14 protein-coding genes are annotated in these 16,374 nt (G+C 70.0%); 5 read left to right on the top strand and 9 right to left on the bottom strand.

Annotation, left to right across the window (positions count from 1 at the left end):
• Positions 1-48 precede the first annotated feature (48 nt).
• Positions 49-3,351: an NACHT domain-containing protein gene (locus PH203_RS30875; RefSeq protein WP_289924059.1), complete on the bottom strand. Its 3,303-nt coding sequence runs from the start codon at positions 3,349-3,351 to the stop codon at positions 49-51.
• Between the two features lie 373 nt (positions 3,352-3,724).
• Between PH203_RS30875 and PH203_RS30870 the strand changes: the two genes are divergently transcribed.
• Positions 3,725-4,279: a M23 family metallopeptidase gene (locus tag PH203_RS30870; RefSeq protein WP_289924057.1), complete on the top strand. Its 555-nt coding sequence runs from the start codon at positions 3,725-3,727 to the stop codon at positions 4,277-4,279.
• Positions 4,280-4,283: 4 nt separating this feature from the next.
• Here the strand turns inward: PH203_RS30870 and PH203_RS30865 are convergent, their stop codons facing one another.
• Positions 4,284-4,895, bottom strand: a complete 612-nt coding sequence (locus PH203_RS30865) for a TetR/AcrR family transcriptional regulator (protein WP_289924056.1) — start codon at positions 4,893-4,895, stop codon at positions 4,284-4,286.
• 121 nt (positions 4,896-5,016) lie between these two features.
• Here PH203_RS30865 and PH203_RS30860 point away from each other — a divergent pair, with 121 nt between their 5' ends.
• The 3 genes from PH203_RS30860 to PH203_RS30850 all read left to right on the top strand — a co-directional run bounded on the left by PH203_RS30860 (position 5,017) and on the right by PH203_RS30850 (position 7,931).
• Positions 5,017-6,636 (top strand): MDR family MFS transporter, encoded by a 1,620-nt coding sequence (locus PH203_RS30860; protein WP_289924055.1) that lies wholly within the window; start codon positions 5,017-5,019, stop codon positions 6,634-6,636.
• 381 nt (positions 6,637-7,017) lie between these two features.
• Positions 7,018-7,437, top strand: a complete 420-nt coding sequence (locus tag PH203_RS30855; RefSeq protein WP_289924054.1) for a helix-turn-helix transcriptional regulator — start codon at positions 7,018-7,020, stop codon at positions 7,435-7,437.
• 62 nt (positions 7,438-7,499) lie between these two features.
• Positions 7,500-7,931, top strand: coding sequence for a VOC family protein (locus PH203_RS30850; protein WP_289924053.1), 432 nt, complete (start codon positions 7,500-7,502; stop codon positions 7,929-7,931).
• 64 nt (positions 7,932-7,995) lie between these two features.
• Here the strand turns inward: PH203_RS30850 and cseC are convergent, their stop codons facing one another.
• From cseC to PH203_RS30825, 5 genes are all read right to left on the bottom strand, one after another.
• Positions 7,996-9,342 carry a two-component system sensor histidine kinase CseC gene (gene cseC, locus PH203_RS30845; protein WP_289924052.1) on the bottom strand — a complete coding sequence of 449 codons (1,347 nt, stop codon included), beginning with the start codon at positions 9,340-9,342 and terminating at the stop codon, positions 7,996-7,998.
• Between the two features lie 11 nt (positions 9,343-9,353).
• Positions 9,354-10,058 (bottom strand): two-component system response regulator CseB, encoded by a 705-nt coding sequence (cseB, locus tag PH203_RS30840; RefSeq protein WP_289924051.1) that lies wholly within the window; start codon positions 10,056-10,058, stop codon positions 9,354-9,356.
• A 90-nt stretch (positions 10,059-10,148) separates the two neighbouring features.
• On the bottom strand, positions 10,149-10,778 hold the full coding sequence (locus PH203_RS30835) for a hypothetical protein (RefSeq protein ID WP_354671285.1): 630 nt from the start codon (positions 10,776-10,778) through the stop codon (positions 10,149-10,151).
• A 44-nt stretch (positions 10,779-10,822) separates the two neighbouring features.
• Positions 10,823-11,365, bottom strand: a complete 543-nt coding sequence (locus tag PH203_RS30830; RefSeq protein ID WP_289924047.1) for a SigE family RNA polymerase sigma factor — start codon at positions 11,363-11,365, stop codon at positions 10,823-10,825.
• 237 nt (positions 11,366-11,602) lie between these two features.
• Positions 11,603-12,526 (bottom strand): A/G-specific adenine glycosylase, encoded by a 924-nt coding sequence (locus tag PH203_RS30825; RefSeq protein WP_289924046.1) that lies wholly within the window; start codon positions 12,524-12,526, stop codon positions 11,603-11,605.
• Positions 12,527-12,749: 223 nt separating this feature from the next.
• On the opposite strand from PH203_RS30825, the gene PH203_RS30820 reads away from it, so the two are divergent.
• Complete coding sequence (locus tag PH203_RS30820) at positions 12,750-13,592, top strand: hypothetical protein (protein WP_289924044.1); 843 nt, start codon at positions 12,750-12,752, stop codon at positions 13,590-13,592.
• A 123-nt stretch (positions 13,593-13,715) separates the two neighbouring features.
• Here PH203_RS30820 and disA read toward each other — a convergent pair whose 3' ends face one another.
• Positions 13,716-14,840, bottom strand: coding sequence for a DNA integrity scanning diadenylate cyclase DisA (gene disA, locus PH203_RS30815; RefSeq protein ID WP_289924041.1), 1,125 nt, complete (start codon positions 14,838-14,840; stop codon positions 13,716-13,718).
• Between the two features lie 81 nt (positions 14,841-14,921).
• Positions 14,922-16,331 carry a DNA repair protein RadA gene (radA, locus tag PH203_RS30810; protein WP_289924039.1) on the bottom strand — a complete coding sequence of 470 codons (1,410 nt, stop codon included), beginning with the start codon at positions 16,329-16,331 and terminating at the stop codon, positions 14,922-14,924.
• Positions 16,332-16,374: the final 43 nt, after the last annotated feature.

Genomic DNA, 16,374 nt, shown 5'->3' with positions numbered 1-16,374 from the left:
CGAGGGGAACCGTAGGGTTACTGGGGGGTAAGTGGGAAGAGATGTGCGTCACATCGGGGATACCTCCACGGAGGGCGATAGCTGGTCGAGGCCGTGGGGATGGTCGGTGCCGGCCGGCAGCCAGAGGCTCTCCAGTCCGGTGAGCTCCTTGAGGGGCGTGAGATCGAGGCCCGGTCGTAGGGGGGAGCCGCTGTGGATACTCAGGTGGGTGAGAGCCGGAAACAGTGAGGGGATCCGCTCGAAGGCCGACTGCTCGGCGTCATCCGCGTCCAGGAAGAGTTGGGTCACTTGAGGAAGAGCCGCGTTCAGCAGGCACAAGGTGATCGAGATCGCGGACACTTGGAGAGTCGTCAGTTGAGGTAGCGACAGCAGTTCCCCCCATTCGGCGGTGCTTGACGGGCTGGCGGACGGGCTCAGGCGCAGGGTCAGGAGGTTCTCGAAACGGTCCAGGCCGGTCAGCCCGCCTTCGGGTCTCGCCGTCTCGCCCCCGAGCCTGAGGATGCGCAGTGGCGCCCCCGCCGGGAGGAGGGCCGTGGACCAGATGTCTGTCGGTGACAGTCCGAGATCGAGTTGCTGGAGATGGTCGAGGTCGGCCACGGGGCGCAGGTCGAGGCCGGGTGCGAGGCCCGACAACTTCAGTACTTCCAGGGGCTGTTCCGGGAGCACCGACAGATCCGTGAGGCGCGGGCAGTCAGCGATCGACAGACGGGACACCCCTGTGGCTCTGGCCAGGACGGAGAGGTCGGCGAGGTCCGGGTGGCCCTCGATCGTCAGGTTCCGCGGCGGAAGCTCCGCGAGGTAGTCGGCTATCTCATCCAGCGGCAGCGGTCCCCGCAGGGTCACGAGTGGCCGGCCTCCGATCGAGCGCAACGCCCGCAGTTGTGCGGTGTTGGTGATCAGGAAGACGTACTCCGCGTGAGGCAGGTGGGCGAGCACCTCCTGCGCGTACCGCTCGGCGTCGAAGTTCAGCCAGCTCGCCTGAAGCTGGCCCTTGACCAGCACCGACCGGTGATCCGCGAACCGGGCCAGATACGGGATCGCGGCGTCGGACGCTATGTTCGTGGCGGTCGTCACCACGCTGAAGGCGGCATTGTCGTCGAGCCCCTGCGGCGCCGGCAGCAGCTCCAGGACCAGCGGGCCGACCGCTGCAAGCTCCACCGCGTCCCCCATGTTCGGAGCCGGAATGAGCGTGGACGTCCGCTCCTCCACCGCCGCCCGCACGCCCGGATCCAGCTCCGCCGCATGCTCCAGACAAGCCGCCGCGAGCAGGAAGACCCGGCTGCGCTCCCGTCCCGGCTCGTACGCGTCCCCCTTCTCCAGCAGACCGCTCAGGATCTCCGCCCGCTCCCGGGGCCGGGCGTGGGCGATGGACATGCGGATCACGTCCTCCCACTGGTCGTCGGCCGCGTGCTCGATCAGCAGGCCCACGTCCCAGACCTCGACGGCGGCGCGGGCGCCGAGATAGTCCTGGAAGGTGCGGTGGATGAAGTCCACGGCGTCCGGGGCGGGTTTGCGCAGCAGGCCGCTGCGGTCGAGGAGGTGGCGGAAGACGGCCTTGGCGTCACCGAGGGCCGCCGCTGACGGTACGGCGGGCAGCGCGTCCGCGATGATCCGTTCGGCGTGGTCACGGTCGAGTTCGGTGCGGCCGTTGCGGATCAGCCAGTAGGCGAGTCGTTGGAGCAGCTGTGTCTGCGGTTCCTGTTGGAGTTCCATGCCGGCCGTGGCCATGACGTCGCGTTCCCGGTCCCTGCGGGTGAGCAGCATGGCGAGGGCGGACTCGTACAACTCCTTGCGTCCCTGCGGGAGATAGCCGCGCCGGTCGCGGTGCAGGGCGCAGATCAGGCCGCACATCAGGGGGTTGGTGGCGAGTCGGCCGAGGTCGGGCTTGCTTCGGATGGCTGTCAGCAACTGCTGCTCGTACGACCGGAGTTGCTCGTCCTCGTCGGCCTTGCCCGTGGCGGCGGCCTTGTGCCAGTGCTCGATGAACGTGGCCACGGCGGCGGGGCTCATCGCGGAGAGGGTGAGTTCGGTGAAGCCGTCGTCGGCCAGCCAGTCGTCCTGTACGGCGCTCGGGCGGGAGGTGACCAGCCAGCGGTTGTCGGGGTACGCGGTGATCAGTTCCCCCAGCCAGGTGCGGGCGCGGGCGCGTTCCGCCTCGGGGATCTCGTCGATGCCGTCGATCAGGACGAGGCCCCGGCCACGCTCCAGGACGCGGTCGGCCCAGCCCTCCGGCTGCGCGGCGGCGAGGGGGCAGCCCGAGGCCTTGAGGAAGCCGTCGGGGGTGGGGAGGCGTTCGCCGTGCCGGGTGAGGGTGCGGAGGGGGAGGACCAGCGGTATCCGGCCGTAGAGGTGGGACATCGGGCCTGCGGCGTCCGTGCGGGTGGCGGAGACGGCCAGCCACTGGACGAGGGTGGTCTTGCCGGAGCCTGCGACGCCGCGGAGGAGGACGCGGTCGTGGTGGTGGAGGATCTGGTCGGCGGGGAGCGGGGCGATGAGGGCGCGGGCCAACCACTCGGCGACCACTGCCTGGACCTCGTCATGCTGTGTCAGGGCGGGCAACTCCGCGCCGACTCCGAAATCCAGGACCCGTATCTCCCCGTCCGGGAGCAGGATGTTCTGAGGGTTCAGATCTCTGTGGACAACCGTCGGAGCCGCGACCTCCAGGCTCAGATACGCCACATCCAACGGCCACTTCCCCAGCGAGTTCACCAGGTCGATCCCGTAGATCGTCAACTGACCGTGCCGCTTGGCGACATGGTCCAGATACCGTCGCTCGAACGCCACGTCGTGCGCCCCAGGTCGAGGAATCCGAGTGATCAACTCATCGATCCTGGCGATGAGTTCGTCCTGCCGCTGACTCTGCTCCACCAGCGTCCGCGCGACGAACGTGGACCGCTGGGTGAAGAAGTTGACCACATGTACGCAGGCCCACTCGGTGAGTGAGTCGAGGAAGTACGAGGCGTCCGCGGAGAGACCCCGCGCGGTCTCCGGGTCCTGGAGGGTCCGGGCCAGCTCCCGGTACCCCAGCCGTACCGCCTGTACGTCGTCCATGTCGACGTCGCCCAGCCTGAGCAGCCTGGCGGTCAGGGCGTCGGTCACCGCGGTCGTCTCGTCGGGCGGGAAGGGCTGCTCGCCGGGGGAGTCCACGGCCTCCTTGACGAGGCGCGCGGCGAGCTTGCGTACGTCCTTCTCGGTCAGCGTCCGTTTCTCGCCGCGGAAGGAGACCAGCCCCGACAGCCGGACCGGCCGGTCGACCAGCCCGGCCCCCGGCCCCTCCTGCACGAACAGCTTCTTCACCAGCGGACCGACCACGCTCGACGCGAGCCTGGTGCCGATGACCGTCGGATCCACGCGGCCTCCCCCTGAGCCCCTCTGCGGCAGGCCAGCAGCGTAGTGCCCGTCACATCGCCGCGTCCTTGGATCTCCCTGGCCGGTGACATGCCGCACAGGCGATATGTCCGTTACTAGGGGGAATAGTGGAAGGCCCGGAATGGGCAAAAGGGACTTTCATCCCACAATCTCTGAGCGGGTTCTGCCGTCCCGGGGCGATTCATCCCTGATGGGTCATGTGTCAATAAGCGTTAAGTTTTAGGGTGAAGTACTAGCTTCCGTCGTAGATCAGTGGTTTGGGGCTTTCGGGACGGCGGGGTTACCAAGGGATGCGCCACCCGGCGGCCGTCCGTGCGCCGGGTGGATTTTCTGTCCCCGTCCCCATGAGGTTCCGATGTCCCAGCGTGTCTCGCCCCGCTCTGCCCGTACGTCCCTGCTCCGCACCCGTGTGGCCGTCGTGGCCGCCGGTCTGGGGGCCGCGGCCGTGCTGGGGACCGGAGTCGCGGCCGCTGCCGGTAAGAGCGCGGCCGCCACCTGGGTCGACCCGGTGAAGAAGTACAAGCTCAGCGCGAGCTTCGCGCAGTCCGGTGCCATGTGGCAGTCCACCCACAGCGGGCAGGACTTCGCGGTCTCCAGCGGTACCGCGGTCTACGCCGCGCACGGCGGCACCGTGGTCAAGGCCGGCGGGAACGGCGCCGGCGACGGGTCGGCGTACGGCAAGGCCGTCGTCATCAAGCACGGCAACAGGACCTACTCGCAGTACGCCCACCTCTCGCGCGTCGACGTGAAGGTCGGCCAGGTCGTGAAGACGGGGCAGCGGATCGCGCTGTCCGGGAACACCGGCAACTCCAGCGGTCCGCACCTGCACTTCGAGATCCGTACGACCGCCAACTACGGGTCGGCGATCGACCCCGTCGCCTTCCTGCGGTCCAAGGGCGTGACCGTGTGACCGTCTAGGTCTGCGGCCGGTCCTTGGTGCGGGAGCCTTCGTGGGCCTGGGTCACCAGGTCCGACGCCACCTCCAGGACCGCCTTGCGCTTGTCCTCCGGGTCGCCGGCGAGGTCCTGGAGGAAGAACATCCCGGCGTGCAGGGTGAAGATCGCGCTGGTGTAGCGGACCTGGTCGACCAGGTCCGCCTCCGGGTCGACCATGATCTCGCGCAGCCCCTGCATGCGCTCCTTGAAGGTCTCGCCGACGCGCAGCTCCCGGACCGTCGCCTGGTTCTCCTGCATGAAGCGGAACAGGGGGGTCGCGTCGGCGAGGATCGCGCTGTACCGCCGTACGATCTCCTGCTTGGTCTCCAGGCTGTGCGGCTGCTGCCGGCCCCACTCGATCAGGTCGAGGATCGGCTGGGTCAGATCGGCGAAGATGCTGACCAGGATCTCTTCCTTGGTCTTGAAGTGGTAGTAGAGCGCTGCCTTGGTGACCTCCAGGCGTTCTGCGATCTCGCGCAGTGAGGTCTTCTCGTAGCCCTGCTCGGCGAAGAGTTCGAGCGCCACGTCCTGGATGCGCTGGCGGGTGTCCCCGCGGCGCCGCTGCTTGGTGCCGTCCATGGTGCCGTCCATCTTCGTCGCGGGTCTCCGGCTTTGAATGAAACTTACTTGACGCCCGGCTAGTTACGGGTCTACTTTCCCCAGTGTAGTCAACTTGCCGGGCGGCAAGTAAGTAGCTGGGGGAGTGGGAAGCATGGCGGACACACAGGCGGCGGCCGTGCCGGAAGCGGCTGTACCGGAAGACGGCAAACAACCCAGGAGCGTGCGGGTCGTCCTGCTCGCCCTCATGATCACGATGATGCTGGCGATGCTCGACAACATGATCGTAGGCACCGCGATGCCGACGATCGTCGGAGAACTAGGCGGGCTCGAGCATCTCTCATGGGTCGTCACGGCGTACACGCTGGCTACGGCGGCCTCCACCCCGCTGTGGGGGAAGTTCGGTGACATGTACGGGCGCAAGGGCGTCTTCATGTCGTCGATCGTGCTGTTCCTGGTGGGCTCGGCGCTGAGCGGCATGGCCCAGGACATGGGGCAGCTCATCGGGTTCCGGGCGGTTCAGGGGCTCGGTGCCGGTGGTCTGATGGTCGGGGTCATGGCGATCATCGGTGACCTCATCCCGCCTCGGGAGCGGGGCAAGTACCAGGGCATGATGGCCGGCGTCATGGCGCTCGCGATGATCGGCGGACCGCTGGTCGGCGGCACCATCACCGATCACTGGGGCTGGCGCTGGGCCTTCTACATCAACCTGCCGCTGGGTGTCGTCGCGCTGGCCGCGATCAGTGCGGTGCTGCATCTGCCGAAGAAGCGGGCGAAGGCGCGGATCGACTACTTCGGCGCGGCACTGCTGACCGTGGGCATCACCGCGATCGTCCTCGTCACCACGTGGGGCGGTACGGAGTACGCCTGGACGTCCTCGCGGATCATGGAGCTCATCGGGATCGGGGTCGCCTCGCTCATCGGGTTCGTGTTCTGGCAGACCAAGGCGGCGGAGCCGATCGTGCCGCTGCACATCTTCCGGAGCCGGAACTTCACGCTGATGTCGCTCATCGGGTTCATCACCGGGTTCGTGATGTTCGGGGCGACGCTGTTCCTGCCGCTGTACCAGCAGTCCGTGCAGGGGGCGTCCGCGACCAACTCCGGGCTGCTGCTCCTGCCGATGCTCGGCGCGATGCTGGTGACGTCGATGGTGGCGGGGCGGGTGACCACGAACACCGGGCGGTACTACGTCTTCCCGGTCGTCGGCAGTGCGCTGATGGTCGTCGGGCTGTACCTGCTGTCGCTGATGGACACCGACACCTCTCGGTTCACCTCCGGTGTCTACATGGCCGTCGTCGGGCTCGGTATGGGCTGTCTCATGCAGATCACCATGCTGGTCGCGCAGAACAGCGTCGAGATGAAGGACATGGGGGTCGCCTCCTCGTCCACGACTCTCTTCCGGACGCTCGGGTCGTCGTTCGGTGTCGCGATCATGGGGGCGCTGTTCAACAGCCGGGTTCAGGACGTCATGTCCGAGCGGGCCGGGGCGTTGGGGTCCAAGGTGACCGAGCAGTCCGCGCAGCTGGATGCGGCGAGTCTGGCGAAGCTGCCGGAGGTTGCGCGGGAGGCGTATCAGCATGCGGTGTCTGCGGGGACGCACTCGGCGTTTCTGCTGGGGGCCGTGGTGGCGGTGCTTTCGCTGGTGGCGGCGGTGTTCGTGAAGGAGGTTCCGTTGAAGGGGGCGGGGCCGGTGGATCGGGCGGGTCAGGGGGACCAGGTGGACGGGGGTTCGGGCGGGGCCCGGGCTTCGGCGCCGGTGGTGGAGGCGGTTTGAGTCGGTGGTGGGGGAGCGAGCGCGCGGGTGACTCGCTGAGCGGCTGAATAGCCGAGCGACTGAATCGTCGAGTAACTGAGCTGAAGGCCTCCCGGCTGGTGTCCGCCCCGGGGGGCCTTCGCCTTGTTTTCTCGCCCCCGCCGCCCCTACCCGTCCCGTCCCCAGGGGCTGCCGCCCCTTCGACCCGGCCCAGGGGCTCTGCCCCTGGCACCCCGCTGGGGCTCCGCCCCAGACCCGGATCGCCCCTAAAGGGCCTCGTCCTCAAACTCCCCCAGAGGGGGCACCCCCAGACGGGCTGGAAGAGGACGTCGGCGCCAAGAAGCGCAGCCCACCCCACTGCGCTGGAAGGGCGTTGTCAGTGGCCCGTGTCACCATCGGCTCATGGACAAGACCCGGCAGTTGCGGCTGGCGAAGGACGCCATGGACCGGGACTGGGCTGATCCTGGGCTGGATCTCGGGGGCGTGGCCGCTCATGCCGGGTACTCGCGGTATCACTTCCTCCGGGCCTTCAAGGAGGCTTACGGCGAGACCCCCGGCCAGTACTTGACCCATCGGCGGATCGAGCGGGCCGAGGAGTATCTGCGCAGCGCCGATCTGTCCGTCACCGAGATCTGCAATCTGGTCGGGTTCAGCAGCCTCGGGACGTTCTCCGCCCGGTTCAAGGCGCGGACCGGGCTTACGCCCAGTGAGTACCGGGCCGAGCATGTGGGGCGTGGAGCATCGTTGATTCCCGGGTGTTACGCGCTGTTCTGGGCCGGAGGGTTCCCACGCAAGGACCGCAACTCTGGAGAAGCGCGCTGAACCCCGCCCCGCCTACCGTGGCGAGCAGGAAGCAACCGCACCCGGACAGGGAGAGCAGAGCCATGATCAAGGGCCTGGGCATCACCACTGTATGGACCTTCGACCAGCAGCGCACCAAGGCCTTCTTCACCGAGAAGCTCGACTTCGAGGTGCGCGACGACCTTTCCATGGGCGACATGCGCTGGGTCACCGTCGGAGTCAAGGACCAGCCGGATGTCGAGCTGGCGCTGATGAGCCTCGACGGGCCCGGGCTGGACGCCGAGTCGTCCGAGGCGCTGAAGACACTGGTGGGGAAGGGGGTCATCGGGGCGGGGGCGCTGCGCACCGATGACTGCCGGGGAGACTACGAGACCTTCCGTGCACGCGGGGTCGAGTTCATCCAGGAACCGCAGGAGCGGCCGTACGGGATCGAGGCGATCTTCCGGGACGACAACGGCAACTGGTACTCGCTGACCGAGCGCAGCGAGGAGCTCGACTTCTCCAAGCCGTTCTGAGCCAGCAGCCCAGCAGCCCAGCAGCGCACCAGTCCTCCAGCGCTCCCGCCCCCCCGCTCAACCCCTACGGCATCATCGGATAACTCCCCGTATTCGTCGGCGCATGCTCCGGCAGCCACAGCACCGCCACCGCCCCCTCCGCCGGCACACCCTCCGGTGCGCCCGGCTGGCGTATGTTGCGGAACGTGAGCCGCGCGCCCAGCACCCGCGCCTGGCCCGCCGCGATGGTCAGGCCCAGCCCGTGGCCGTGGCCCGCGCGGTCGGTGCTGCCGGTGCGGAAGCGGCTCGGGCCCTCGGCGAGGAGGTCCTCGGGGAAGCCGGGGCCGTGGTCGCGGACGCGGATGACCCGGCCCTCGACGGTGACCTGGATGGGCGGCTTGCCGTGGCGGGCGGCGTTGGCGAGGAGGTTGAACAGGACGCGTTCCAGGCGGCGGGGGTCCGTGGTGACCATCGATTCGTGGACGACCCGGACGTCGATCTCGGGGTCCTTCGCCGCCACCCGCCGGGTCACGAACTCGCCCAGCAGGATGTCCTGCAGTTCCGCCCGCTCGGACGCGCTGTCGAGGCGGGCCACCTCCAGGACGTCCTCGACCAGGGTGCGCATGGCCTTCGCCCGGTCCAGGACCAGCTCGGTCGGGCGGCCCGGCGGCAGGAGTTCGGCCGCCGTCAGCAGGCCCGTCACCGGGGTCCGCAGCTCGTGCGCGATGTCCGCGGTGACCCGGCGCTCCGCCTCGATGCGCTGCTGCAGCGCGTCCGTCATGGCGTCCACCGCGCTCGCGAGGTCGTCGGTCTCGTCCCGTACGACACCGCCGATGGCGTCCCGCACCCGTACGTCCGTCTCGCCGCTCGCGACCTGGCCCGCGGCGGCCGCCGCCTTGCGCAGCCGGCTCGACAGCCGGCCGCCGATGAGCACGCCGAGCGCGCTGCCGCCGAGGACGACCGCGATGGAGCCGATCACGAGGGCCTGGTCGAGGTCGTTGAGGATGTCGGTGCTGCGGTCGGTGAAGCCGGTGTGCAGGGACAGCACATGCCCGTCGGTGGCCGGCACGGCGGCCCAGATGTCGGGGGAGCCGCCCGGCTTGTCGGTCACGTACGTCGCCCGGCGGCCCTCCTCGACCTTGTCCCGCAGCGGCGGCGGCAGTGTCGGGTCGTCGCGCTTGACGCCGGGCGGGTAGTTCAGGCGCTTGTACTGCTCGTAGTTGCGCAGGGCGATCTGGATCCGCTCGTCCGCGAGATCACGGGCGTTGTCCAGCATCGAGACCCGGGCGGCGTTGTGCACGACCAGGCTCAGCGCGATCGCGACGAGCGCGCCGACCAGCGCGATGGCCGCACTGAGCTTCCATCGCAGTCCCGTACGGATGCCCGTACGCTCCAGCCGCGCCGGGACCAGGCGCCGAAGTGTCCCCCGCATGTCCGCCCCGCTCAGGCCTTCAACTTGTAGCCGAAACCACGGACCGTCTCGATCCGGTCCTGGCCGATCTTCGTACGCAGTCGCTGCACATGGACGTCGACGACGCGGGTGTCACCGCCCCAGCCGTAGTCCCACACCCGCTCCAGGAGCTTGTCGCGCGAGAGGACCGTGCCCGGGGCGGAGGAGAACTCCAGCAGCAGGCGCATCTCGGTCGGGGTGAGCGCCACCGGCTCCCCGGCCTTGCGGACCTCCATGCCCTCGGTGTCGATCTCCAGATCGCCGAAGGTCAGCACCCCGCCGTCGGCCGCCGCGGCGGACTCCTCGACCCGGTCGCCGTGTCCCGCGTGCCCGAAGCGGCGCAGCACCGCGCGGATCCGGGCGACCAGGACGGCACCGTCGAACGGCTTGGTGACGTAGTCGTCGGCGCCCGCCTCCAGGCCCAGCACCACGTCGATGGAGTCGGCCCGCGCGGACAGCATGATCACCGGCACGGTCGACTCGTCCCGGATGCGCCGGCACAGGCTGACGCCGTCCAGGCCCGGAACCATGACGTCCAGCAGGGCGATGTCGGGGCGGTTCGACCGGAACGCCTCCAGGCCCGACAGCCCGTCGGGCATGGCGGTGACCGCGAAGCCGTCCCGCTCCAGGGCGAGCTGGGTGGCCTCCCGGATGACGTCGTCGTCCTCGACGAACAGGACGTGGGTCTGATCTGCCATCCCGCTGCTCTCTGTCCTCGTATCGCTGTCGTGTGGCTGTCGGCTGTCAGCTGTTGTGTATGGGTGGTGGTTCGGTCGGTGGGGGGTGGTTCAGTCCGCCGGGCCCGTCGACGGTGTGGCCCCCGAGGCGTCGCCGTACTGGTTGTACTGGTCCCACCGCTGCACGAAGCGGCCCGCCGTCCAGCGGTAGGTGACCACATACTCGCCGGAGGGAGTCGTCACCTGGTCGCCCTTCTCGTACACCTGCTTGGTCACCACCAGGTCGCCGCGGTCTATCAGCGCGTAGACCGGGGACTCCTCGGCCTTGAACACATTCTCGTACGCACCACTGCGCACGCGATACACATACGAGCCGACCCCGATCTCGTCGCCGCAGGTCAGCACGTTGACGACGACGTCCTTCGAGGCTCCGCCGGTCAGGTCGCCGGACAGCACGTCGACCGGGTAGTCGTCGCCGCACGGCTGCAGATCGCTCTTGACGTCGGCCGAGACCGTCGGGTCGTCCTTGACGAGCCGGGCCGCGGCCGCGCGGCTCAGGGACGTGGCGGGTGAGTCGGGCGCGGCGGGCGCTGCGGTGGCCGACGGGGCCGAGCCCGCCGCCAGATCGGAGCCCTCCGAGGACTCCGTGTAGGCCGGGCCCTCGTCACGGGTGCCGGTGCCGCCGGTGGCGCAGGCGGAGACGAAAAGGGCGAGGGCGACGAGCACGGACACCGCCGTGATCGCCGCCTGGAAAGCCCCTCGACCCGGAGAGGGTTCCGCCTCGGTCAGGCCGCCGTGCAACGCTCCCGCTCCTCACGCTCCAGCGCGCGTGCGTCCAGATCACGGCTCTCCAGCTCCTCGCGGAGCCTGGCGAGGGCCCGGTGCAGCGTGCTCTTGACCGTTCCGGCCGACATTCCGAGGGCGGCGGCCGTCTCCTCCGTAGACATCTGCTCCCAGTGTCGCAGCACGACGACGCTGCGCTGCTTGGGGGCGAGCACCTTCATGACGTCCATCAGCAGGGCGCGGTCGGCGTGCTGGTCGGTGGCGTCGTCGATGCAGGCGTCCGGGAGCTGCTCGGTCGGGACTTCCTCCAGCTTGCGGGCCCGCCACCACTCGGTCCGGGTGTTGATCATGACGCGGCGGAGGTAGGCGTCGGCGAGCCGCTTGTCCTCGATGGTCTCCCAGCGGCCGTAGGTCCGGGCCAGCGCCGTCTGGAGCAGGTCCTGTGCGTCCACGGGGTCCGGGACCAGGCGGCGGGCGCTGCGCAGCAACGCGTCCTGCCGGGTACGGACGTACTCCTCGAACTCGAGCACCTCGCCCTGCGCCATGATCGACCGCCTCCAACCCCGTGTCCGACCCGCCTGCAGCCGGTTCTCCATCGCCTTGTGTGCCGCTCTTCCGCGGTACGCCAATGAAGCTACGGAGCAGTTGTCACGAGGCTGTGCGGGCCAGCGCGCGGCCAGCCCTCGGCTGTCCGTCGGTTGTGTAACGGAAGTAGGAAAGGGGTAAACCGGCGCACCGAATGGCGCCGGTTCGGGGTGATTTGTCGATGGTCTGGGCCGTCGTTACGTCAACGGCAGCCGATACAAACCGCCGGGAAGAGGCTCGACCAGCCCGTCCGCGACGAGCCCGTCGAGCGCACGCGCGCGCTGTACGGGCTCGTGCCACACCCGGTCGAGCGCCGCCTGCGGCACCGGCGCGTGAGCCTCGCGCAGGACGGCGAGCAGCTTGCCGCGCACCTGCCGGTCGGTACCGGCGTACGTCTGTCCGCGGCGCGGCGGACCGTCGTGCTCCGGCTTGCCCGCGAGCCGCCAGGCGCACTGCGCGGCGATCGGACAGCGATGGCAGGACTCGTTCTTGGCGGTGCACACCAGCGCGCCGAGCTCCATGGAGGCGGCGGCCCAGCGGGCGGCCGTCCCCTCCTCCTCGGGCAACAGGGCGCGCGCCAGCTTGCGTTCGGCCGCGGTGGTGGCGTTCGGCGGGTACTGGACGCCGGTGACGGCCCGCGCGAACACCCGGCGGACGTTGGTGTCCAGGACGGCGTGCCGCTGCCCGTAGGCGAAGGAGGCGACGGCCGCCGCCGTGTACTCCCCGATGCCGGGCAGCGCCAGCAGCTGGGCGTGATCGGTCGGTACGTCGCCGCCGTGCCGCTCCGTTATCGCCACCGCCGCCCCGTGCAGCCGCAGCGCGCGGCGCGGATAGCCGAGCCGGCCCCACGCGCGTACGGCCTCACCGGGGGCTTCCGCGGCGAGGTCGGCGGGGCGCGGCCAGCGGGCCAGCCACTGCTCGTACACCGGCAGCACTCGGCTGACCGGCGTCTGCTGGAGCATGAACTCGCTGACCATCACCCCCCACGGCCCGGCCTCCGGGCGCCGCCACGGCAGATCGCGGGCGTGCTCGTCGAACCAGTCGATGACAGGGGTGTGGAGATCCACTCCGTGGGAGGAAGCGGAGAGGGCGGGGGCGTCGGACTCAGTGGGCGCAGTCATGGCCCTTCCGATCCTGCCATGCGGGAGAGGGGGCGCGGGCGGAGCGCCACCCCTGAGGGGTACGCAGGGGTGCGCAGGGGTGCGCAGGGGTGCGCAGGACAAGTGCCGTGTCCGCGGGGCGACGGCGGGAGAGACCCGCTGCGGAATGATGATCCGGAAAAGTTGTCATCCCCGGCGGCGGGTACGGGCGGCGAACTCGCCGATCTCTCGTACAGTTTGCGCCGTGGGATCTCTGCGCAATCCGGTCGGGCCGCTTCCCTCCTCCATCTACTGGCGACGGAGGGCCGTACTGCTGTCTGTGCTGGCCCTGTTGGCGCTGTTGATCGCCTGGATCGCCTCCTCGGGCGGCGGTGGCGGCAACAACGACGCCGACGGGGCCAACGGCAAGAATCCCGCGCCCTCGATCACACCGGGACCTTCGGGTTCCGGACCGGCGATCAGCCAAGCACCGGGTGGGCGGGACGAGTCGACGCCGGGTGACTCCGGCGGCTCGGGGTCCGGGTCGGGTTCCGGATCCGGCGACGGGGCCGGTGGCGGTTCCTCGACTTCCGGTACGGGGGCCGGTGCCGGCGGGTCCGACGGCGCGGCCGGCGGTGGTGGCGGTGGCGGTGGCGCGGGCAGCGGGGTCGGTCGGGACGACACTCTTCCGGTGGGTTCCGGGGTGCCCAACTGCACGGCGGGTGCGGTGAAGTTGACCGTGAGCAGTCTGCACAACGGGTACGCGCCCGGGGAGACACCGACGCTGCTGGTGACCGCGACGAACTCCTCCGGGAGCGACTGCAAGGTCGATCTCGGGCCCAGGAGCGCGGTGGTGACGATCACCGAGGCCGCTGAGGACGAGGAGTTCTGGTCGTCCGCGGACTGCCCGAAGACGGCCGGGAATCTGGTGTTCCGGGCGCCCGCGGGGAGCAGCATCACGTACACCGTGAAGTGGGACCGCAAGCCGAGTGCTCCGCAGTGCGCGACGCCGCCGGCGGGGTCGGCCGGGGCCGGGACCTACCTGGTGCAGTTGGCTGCGCCGGGGTACCCGAAGGTGCAGACGTCGTTCGTGCTGGAGAGCGACTGATGGCCGGAGAACGACTGAGGTAGTGGCGCGGGGGGTTGTCGGTCGGCTGCGGGCCGTTCGTGGTTGCTCGCGCCCGCGCGGCGGAGCCGCACATCGACACGGCCCCGCGCCCCTGACGGGGCGCTACACGTACCGTTCCAGGATCGAGCTCTCCGCCAGCCGGGACAGGCCCTCGCGTACGCTCCTCGCCCTCGCCTCGCCCACGCCGTCCACCGTCTGCAGGTCGTCCACGCTCGCCGCCAGCAGCTTCTGCAGGCCGCCGAAGTGTTCCACCAGGCGGTCGATGATCGCGCCCGGGAGGCGCGGGACCTTGGCCAGGAGACGGAAGCCCCTCGGGGAGACCGCCGAGTCCAGGGCCTCCGGGGAGCCCGTGTAGCCCAGCGCCCTTGCCACCGTCGGGAGTTCGAGCAGCTCTGCGTGGGTCAGGGCGTCCAGCTCGTACAGGGCCTCCTCCACCGTGCGGGAGCGCTTGGCGGTGGGTTCGGGGACGTAGTCCCGTACGACCAGCTCGCGCTCGGGCTCCACGCCGGCGATCAACTCGTCCAGCTGCAGGGCGAGAAGACGGCCGTCGGTGCCCAACTCGACCACGTACTCGGCGATCTCGGTCGCGATCCGGCGGACCATCTCCAGACGCTGGGCCACCGCGGAGACGTCGCGGACCGTCACCAGGTCCTCGATCTCCAGCGCTGACAACGTTCCCGCGACCTCGTCGAGGCGGAGCTTGTAGCGCTCCAGGGTGGCGAGGGCCTGGTTGGCGCGGGACAGGATCGCCGCGGAGTCCTCCAGGACACGGCGCTGGCCGTCGACGTAGAGGGCGATCAGGCGCATCGACTGGGAGACGGACACGACGGGGAAGCCGACCTGCTTGCTCACCCGGTCCGCCGTGCGGTGGCGGGTGCCCGTCTCCTCCGTCGGGATCGTCGGGTCCGGGACCAGCTGGACGCCGGCCCGCAGGATCTTCGACAGGTCCGAGGAGACCACGATGCCGCCGTCGAGCTTGCACAGCTCACGCAGGCGCGTGGCCGTGAACTCGACGTCCAGGACGAAACCGCCCGTGCACATCGCCTCGACGGTCTTGTCCGAGCCGAGCACGATGAGACCACCGGTGTTGCCGCGGAGAATCCGCTCAAGGCCGTCGCGCAGGGCCGTGCCGGGTGCCACGGCGCTCAGTGAGGCGCGCATCAGGCCATCGGCACCGGAGCTCCCACCGGACTTTCCGGGAGCTGCTGCCCGGTCGTTGGCTGCCACTGCACTCCTCCGGTCGCAGGTTCTGGGGCGCTCCCGTTTCGCACATTCGGTTCGTACGGACGGGCGAGACCTGGGCAAAGTCTACCGGCGCTCCTCCGCGTCCCGTGGGGCCTCTCGCCGACGCGACCTCGGAAGGACCCTCAGGGCGTCCCCTATGTCGGCGACTTCCAGGACCTTCATACCGGCAGGGATCTTGCCCGGATCGCCCGGCACGAGCGCGTGGGTGAAGCCCAGACGGTGTGCTTCGGCGAGCCGGCGCTGGACGCCCGTGACCCGTCTGACCTCGCCCGCGAGGCCCACTTCGCCGATCGCGACGAGGTTCTTCGGCAGCGGGGTGTCGCTCGCCGCCGACGCCAGCGCGAGGGCGATGGCCAGGTCCGCGGCGGGCTCCGAGAGCTTCACCCCGCCGACCGTCGCGGAGTAGATGTCCCGCTTGCCGAGCGCGCTGATCCTGCCTCGCTGCTCCAGGACGGCGAGCATCATCGAGACCCGGGAGGTCTCCAGGCCGGAGGTCGTACGGCGCGGTGAAGGGATCTGGGAGTCGACCGTCAGGGCCTGGACCTCGGCCACCAGGGGGCGGCGGCCCTCCAGGGTGACCGTCAGACAGGTGCCGGGGACCGGTTCGTCACGACGGGTCAGGAAAAGTCCGCTCGGGTCGGCCAGGCCCGTGATGCCCTCGTCGTGCAGTTCGAAGCAGCCGACCTCGTCCGTCGCGCCGTAGCGGTTCTTGACGCCCCGGACCAGGCGCAGGCGCGCGTGCCGGTCGCCCTCGAAGGCGAGGACGACGTCCACGAGGTGCTCCAGCAGGCGGGGTCCGGCGATCGCGCCGTCCTTGGTGACATGGCCCACGAGGAGCGTCGACATGCCGCGCTCCTTGGAGGCGCGGATCAGGGCACCCGCCACCTCCCGGACCTGGGCCATGCCGCCGGGGGCGCCGTCGATCTCCGGGGAGGCCACCGTCTGGACGGAGTCGAGGACGAGGAGGGAGGGCTTGACCGCGTCCAAGTGGCCGAGGACCGCGGCCAGGTCGGTCTCGGCGGCGAGGTAGAGGTGGTCGTCGATGGCCTTGATGCGGTCGGCGCGCAGCCGGACCTGGCTGGCCGACTCCTCGCCCGTGACGTACAGCGTGCGGTGCTCGTCGCTCGCCGACTTGGCCGCCACGTCGAGCAGGAGCGTGGACTTGCCGACGCCGGGCTCGCCCGCGAGGAGGACGACCGCGCCGGGGACCAGACCGCCGCCGAGCACCCGGTCCAGCTCGGGCACGCCGGTGGAGCGGGCGGTGGCCTGGCGGCCGTCGACCTGGCCGATGGGCAGCGCGGAGGTGGTGACGCGGCCCGGGCTCGTCGTACGCACCGCGGGCGCGCCGTACTCCTCGACCGTGCCCCACGCCTGGCATTCGGGGCAGCGGCCGAGCCACTTCGCCGTCTGCCAGCCGCACTCCGTGCAGCGGAAGGCGGGCCGGTCCTTCGCGGTCTTCGTACGGGCAGCCATGGACGAAACCGTAACCGGCCCCACTGACAATCCGCGGGCGGCC

This window comes from Streptomyces sp. S.PB5 (assembly GCF_030403745.1).
In the GTDB taxonomy this organism is placed as follows: Bacteria; Actinomycetota; Actinomycetes; order Streptomycetales; family Streptomycetaceae; genus Streptomyces.
The sequence above is the reverse complement of the archived record's forward strand: the minus strand, read 5'-3'. Positions and strand labels throughout refer to the sequence as shown.